A 6,396-nucleotide genomic window follows, 5' to 3' on the forward strand; every position below is an offset into this window, starting at 1 on the left:
GGCCAATGGTTCAGACGCGAGCATTCGGCCATCGCCGACGCCTGTTCCTTTGTTCACCCAACAGAAAGTCATTTGGCATTATATTCCAGGCAGACAGTCCCTCCACCGCCTGGCTGCGCCCAGGCCACCGCCAAAGGAAGACCATGCTACGTGTCCGCTATTTGTTCATCGCCGCCGTCCTGGCCGTTTCCGGCCTGGCTCAGGCCAAGGCCCTGAATTTCTCCGGCTATGCCTGGGAAGTCCGCAACCAAAGCCAAAGCGGCCCCGGCCCCAACGACTGGGACGAAAACAATGCCTGGGTGGACGCCCAAGGCCGGCTCCACCTCAAGATCGCCCAACGCGGCGGCAAGTGGAGCAGCGCCGAAGTCTACCTGCCGCAACGGCTGGGCTTTGGCCGCTACCAGTTCAAGCTGATAGGCCGGCCGGACCTGTTCGACGACAACATCGTGCTGGGCCTGTTCAACTACCCGACGCCGGACGTGGGCCCGGACGCCACCAATGAAATCGACATCGAATTCGCCCGCTGGGGCAACCGGCAAAACCCGATGGGCAACTATACCGTCTACCCGGCCGTGCCCGGCCCCAAGCCCACCTCCTACGCCTTTGAACCGCACCTCAACGGCGACTACAGCACCCATCGCTTCAACTGGGACGCCAGCCGGGTGCTCTACCAATCGCTGCACGGCCACCAGGACGGCGACCTGTATGAAATGGCGCGCTGGAACTTCGCCCCGACAGACCCCAAGCGCCTGGTGCCGCAACAGCCGCTGCCGCCACACATCAATCTGTGGCTGTTCCAGGGACGGCCGCCCAAGGACGGCAAGGAAGTGGAAATCGTGATCCAGGAGTTCTCCTTCATCCCAGCCGCCGCAAAATAGCCGTACAGCGAGAGCGGAAATGAAAAACCCGGCCTGCCGGCCGGGTTTCGCACTGAGAGCGGCTAAAATTGTCAGTTTCACGGCTGAGGCAAGGCTCGCCGACGCAGAAAACGAAGTTTCTGCGAAGCTGCAGTACTTGGAGTACGACAAGTCGGCGCAACGCAGCATCAGGGGTTTGTTAGCCGCGGAGTACAAGACGCGTCAAAGCTTGATCAAGGCCAGGCGCTTTGGCCAATAACGCTCCAGCAAGGCAAACAGGATGGCCGCGGTTTCCACGTCCATCACCCCGCGGTAATCGCTGGCGCGGAAATGCATCTGGAAGGCGCGCACCAGGGCGGTAAAGCCGGCGTCGCCGCCCGCCGCCGCCACCTCGTAGCCGTAATGCTTGAACGCCTCTAGCATCTTCTCCCGGCTGGGCAAACCCTGCTGCTGGAACTGCCGGGCGTACTTGCACTGCGTCTCCGCCTCCGGCCACGCGCCCACCCCGGCCTGGTGCAGCTCCAGCCACGGGAACATCGGCCCCGGATCGCTCTTGCGGCCCACGGCGATGTCGGAATGGCCCAGCACGTTCACCGGGCTGATGTCCGGATAGCGCGCCAGAATGTTCCGCGCCAATTCCGTCACCGCCTCCACTTGCTGCGGGTGAAAAGGCGGAAACACCATGCCGCCCTTGTCCTCCCGCGCCAGATTGACGATTTCCACGCCGATGGACGAATCGTTCAGATTGCTGCGGCCGTCCCAGGAACTGGCGCCGGCGTGCCAGGCGCGGTCGTTCTCGTCCACCAGATTGAACAGATTCATCTGCTTGAAGCCGGCCTGCTGATAGCTGGGGTCGCTGGGGTCCGGCGCCAGATAATGCGCGCTCACCTGGCCGGAGCCGGTCAGCGCCTTGATGGAACCGGCGAAGTCCAGCGCGGTGTAATGCAGGATCAGGAAACGGACGCGTTTGTTGAAGCCTTGGACCGAGCGATAAGTATTGAACAGGATGGGCGTCATGAAGAATCTCCAGGAGGGGAATGGGAAGGGATGCGGCCGGCCAGACAGCCGGCACATAGAGTCTGAGTCCTCCCGGGCGCAGGGGTTCGGCGGGGGTGACGGGTGTCACCCCCGGCCTTCACGGCTACAAGCTACGCCAATACAACGAATGTGTCTGGTATTTCCAGATACGATTGCTCTCCGCCTCATAGAACCAGGCAAACGCGGAACCGTCATTGGTTTCACTCCATTTGCGGCCTCCATCGGTGCTGGTCAAGGTGATCGAATCCCGCATCGCCTGGCCTGGCTGCTGGCTGTCTCCCGCCAGCACCAGCTGATTCTGTTTGCCGACAAACAAGGCGCCGGGAATCACATGCGGCTCGAAGCCATGGCGCAGCACCTCCTCGCCCTGTTTCCACAACACATAGGCCGCCGGCCGCAATTGTTCCTCCGCCACCGTCTCCGGCTGCAACTGACCTTGCAAGGCAATCAAATGCAAGCCGCCGCCCATGGCCGGCTTGATGTCGACGATGGACTGCTGCTTGAACACCGCCTCCGGGCGCATCCATTTCAACGGCAGATCCTCCGCCTTGACATCCCAAGGCAAGCTATACAACAAGGCGCTTTCCTCCACCGTGCCGAAGCTGCCGCCCAAGCGAGTCTGCCGCACATAGAACGACAGACGCAAGGTGCCATCCTCCGCCAGGTCGAACGCGTCAAAGCGGGCACGGGTGTCCGGCACCATGGGCGACAAGCCATTGCCGTCCGGATTGGCCATCAGCCGCTGATTGGCCCAGGACGGCATCGGCAAGGCCTCCCAGTGCTCGCCGCCGTCGCGGGTGCGCCAAATGCGCATCCCTTCCGCCACCAGATAGCCACGTTTACCGTCGTTCAAGAACAGCGGCTGGCCAGGCTGGATGCGTTCCGGCCATGGCAACTGCCTCCAGTTGACACCACCATCCTCGGACTTCCACAAAGCGTGCCAGCTTTGACCATAGCCGTCAGCTCCCGCCGGCAGCTTGAAATTCATCCAGTCCGTGGAGACATAGATGGTTTTCCAATCGGCGGACAACCACCAGGCTCCATTCTGCCCGCGCTGCTCGAAAATGCGCTTGACTCCGTGTTCCATATCACCGCGCAGCAGCCTGACCGTGGAGCGGTTGCTAACCTCCTTGACGTCGTTCATCCAGGGCTCCTGCACCCCCGGCACCCCGGGCCGGCTACGCTCGGCCACCGGCTTGAGCTTGATCTCGGGGCCAATCGGCTTGAAGATGAAGAGTTGCCGGCCATGGACACGCAGATCGCCGCCGCCATACGGCTTGTCTTGTTCCATCAACTCAAGTTGATGCGTCCAGAGGAAAGCAACCCGATACAAGTTAGCTCCGGCAATGGCCAGGACCACAATAGCCACACTGAGAGATACCGCACGCCTCGTCACCTTGCCATCGTCTCTCTTTAAAACACAGCCACAGTCAAATCCAGTGGCTACATGTTCAAGCCATAGAACTTATGCTAGCGCTACTTCCCAACAGGCTCTGCCGGTAAAGGCGGATCTTGATAACCGATATCAATAGCCACACCCTGAGCACGCAACTGAGCTTCTTTTATATTGCGTTCCTGCTTCCATTTCCGTGCAGCCGCATCCCATAAACTACGCCAATGATCACGCTCTTCAAATTCAAAATTTGAGCTGAATTGCTGCTCAGCACTGCTTATGCTGACGTTCAACAAATAAGCGCCAGGCTTGGCAGGGTCCATGCGCTGCATATCCCTGTCAAACTCCAAACTAAGAAAGGCATCCTTTGCATAGAAGCTCCAGCGGGTCCTAGCCGGCATTGTCATCCACTCCGTCAATGACAACTCATAGTCAGGGTCTAATGCCCCATGCTTCTGCACAGCGTACTCATAAGCTGCTTTGCCACTCAAACGCGGGTCCGTCTCTTCGATATACTTCTGCCAACCTGCAGCGCGAATCGATTTGACCAAATTCCATACATAACGTCTTGCCACATCATGCTCTATCGAGGACTGAGAGGACAAGCCTGCGCTTAGCTGTATGCTATCGATGCCTTCTTTTTTATCCATATCCTGTGTGCCAGTCACACTGAGCACCCGTGGAATTTCCAGACTATGGCTACCATGCTCTAAACGTACAACTATGGATTGCTTGGTGCACAAGGGCTGAATTTTATAAAAATTAACCCCTGCTGGTTGTGCATTGACATGCACAATATCACCATATTTATTTTTCCAGTCTACTCCACCTTGATTCAAGGCTATTGATATTTTTTCAGGATAATCCATTTTTCCCTTCTCTTTTTCTTTTCCTTCAGAAAGATAGGCACATGCAGCAACTACGGCACACCCAATCAAGACTGTAAGTAGAATGATTTTTTTCACAACCACACCGTTTAGATGACTAGTTTGAAACATGCCATGCAGCCATAGTTGCAAGCTCTTTTTCCATAAATGGTTTCTTGCGTTTCATCAACTCATGGAAATCATTCGCTGCGCTACGAATCCAAGTCATTCGACTATTATAGTCTTCTAAGACTGTTTCTTCTGGGGCAGACGACTTCATACTTTTATCTGAAGTTTTGCATTCATGTGTAAAAATCAACTCTAAATCAGGAGAAAACCAGCTCATCCAACCTCTTTGCCGTTGCACCCATTTTGCGAATTTATCATCCTCATACATCAATGGCTGTAAAACAATTTGCTGTTCATGCTCTGCCACTTTCAACAAATGATCTAACTGCAATTTTTCTCGCTGAGTTCCCTTACTACTATTTTCGATAGCCTTTACGGTTTTGAAAGATTCTATTATATAAGATGAGAGCTTAAGATAATTTAATGTCGGCAATGCTGTTTCTGCCCAAGGGAAGCGCTTCAAATTATCTAACACTTGCTTATGGCAGCCATCCCTCCCTCTTGCACTCAAACAATCTTCAAAAGTAGCAGCACTATAACTATGATACCAATGAGTAGGAGCGATATCTTGAAAAAGCCAGAAATTCCCTTTCCCCAACCCATCTCTCACATAGCCAAAATCCCAGTTTTCACCAAGCTTCGGCATAAGCTTCCCAGCATCCACTCGAATTAAATCCAAAGTACATGCCACTGTTTTACTAGCAAAAGCACCCAGCGCCATCCAATAATAACGCCCCTTTTTTTTAGGGTCACCATAATCTTCTAGCTCTAGGTAAAATCGGGAATAAGTCGCTGAAATTACTCTAGCCCTTTGCGCATAATCTGCCATTAGAGCCCGCACAGGTCTAAAAGTGTAACCTTGCTCTCTCCTAGACAGGCGATCATAGGCGAACTGCTGTGCCAATGACCACATTGTGTCACAACCAGCTTCAATTTTGCACACGGAACCATCTTGAGTATTAGTCGTGGCTGTCTTGCGTAAAGTATCAGTCGCCATGGCAATTATTTTTCATCTAAGGGAAGAATTTCGCTCCAAACCATTTGAGCTTCTAATGGTGTGGCAGAGCTAGTATGAATACGCTGATTACTGCCATCTGGTTTAATTTGATGAAGCAATTGATTCTTGCCATCATGAATTGCAAGTGTAATTCCCTTGAGTGGCTTGCCATCGGGCCCAAGAACCTGAAATCTCTCATCATATAAGTCTGCACTTGGAAATCCCTTCATATTGACCCCAATGCTCGCCGGCCCGCTCATCTGATGGCTGGCCCCCTTCACCGATACCTTGCCGGGGCAATGCAGTTCGATATTGCCGCCGGCGATGCGGATGTAAGCGCCGCCGCTGACGTTGAGCAGAATTTCCTGCTTGGCCGCTACCGTGATTCTTTCCTTGCAGGAAGTCACCGTCACGTCCTTGTCCGCGGTGACCTCGACGCTGTCGCTCTGTGCTTGAACCTGCACCTTGCCCTTGGCGGCGATCAGCTTCAGCGAAATCTTGTCTTGCAGGCCGGTGACGAACAGGCTGATGTGCTGGCCCACATTGTGAATCCAGCGCCGGCCGCTGGTCTGGTTGGTATCGCGCTGCGCTACCAGGTCCAGGTTGGTGCCCGCCGCCACGGTCTGGCTTTGCTGGCTCAGGCTGGCGATGCCGGCGGGGGCGGACAGCACGATCAGCGGCTGCTGGCCGGCCTGGTCTTTCGCGGTTTTGCCGTCTTTGTCGGTGTTGGAGCCGGCTTCCCAGGCTTTCAGGGCGGCGGCCTGGTGTTGCAGGTGGCCTTCGGTTTTCTTGGCGGCCTTAGCGTTGTCCGCGCCGATTTCTTCCGGCCCGGTTTCCATGGTGTCCGCCTGCTGGCCAGTGGCGGTGTCGGCCAGGCTTTGGCTCAGGCCCAAAGCCGCGTCCAGCTGGCTTTGCGCCTGTTCACGCGCCAGCTGTTTGCCGGAAGCGCCGTTCTGCGCTTCGGTGCTCAACAGCAGGCCGTGGCCGGCGCGGATGGCGCCGTGGCTGTCGGTTCTGAGTTCGAAGCCGTCGCCGCGCGGCTCGGCTTTGCCGTTGCTGCGCGGGTGGGTGAGGAAGCCCTGGTTGAGCTGGGTCTTGCCCGGTTCGCTCGATAGT

General features: G+C 55.9%; 6 protein-coding genes. 1 reads left to right on the forward strand and 5 read right to left on the reverse strand.

Annotated features, from left to right (window positions below):
- The first annotated feature begins 143 nt into the window (after positions 1–143).
- Positions 144–878, forward strand: coding sequence for a glycoside hydrolase family 16 protein (locus ACUXV1_RS22285; RefSeq protein ID WP_194427214.1), 735 nt, complete (start codon positions 144–146; stop codon positions 876–878).
- A 201-nt stretch (positions 879–1,079) separates the two neighbouring features.
- On the opposite strand, the gene ACUXV1_RS22290 is transcribed toward ACUXV1_RS22285, so the two are convergent.
- The 5 genes from ACUXV1_RS22290 to ACUXV1_RS22310 all read right to left on the reverse strand — a co-directional run.
- Positions 1,080–1,874 carry an N-acetylmuramoyl-L-alanine amidase gene (locus ACUXV1_RS22290; protein ID WP_446016597.1) on the reverse strand — a complete coding sequence of 265 codons (795 nt, stop codon included), beginning with the start codon at positions 1,872–1,874 and terminating at the stop codon, positions 1,080–1,082.
- A gap of 124 nt (positions 1,875–1,998) precedes the next feature.
- Positions 1,999–3,186 (reverse strand): WD40/YVTN/BNR-like repeat-containing protein, encoded by a 1,188-nt coding sequence (locus ACUXV1_RS22295; RefSeq protein ID WP_446016595.1) that lies wholly within the window; start codon positions 3,184–3,186, stop codon positions 1,999–2,001.
- Between the two features lie 185 nt (positions 3,187–3,371).
- Positions 3,372–4,307, reverse strand: coding sequence for a hypothetical protein (locus tag ACUXV1_RS22300; RefSeq protein WP_446016593.1), 936 nt, complete (start codon positions 4,305–4,307; stop codon positions 3,372–3,374).
- Positions 4,273–5,280, reverse strand: a complete 1,008-nt coding sequence (locus ACUXV1_RS22305) for a DUF2515 family protein (protein WP_446016591.1) — start codon at positions 5,278–5,280, stop codon at positions 4,273–4,275. Before ACUXV1_RS22305 ends, ACUXV1_RS22300 begins: the two co-directional genes overlap by 35 nt.
- Before the next feature lie 5 nt (positions 5,281–5,285).
- Positions 5,286–6,396 (reverse strand): DUF2345 domain-containing protein (locus tag ACUXV1_RS22310; RefSeq protein ID WP_446016589.1); only part of this gene is annotated, 1,111 nt, incomplete at its 5' end.

It is taken from the genome of Chromobacterium sp. W521 (genome assembly GCF_052805975.1).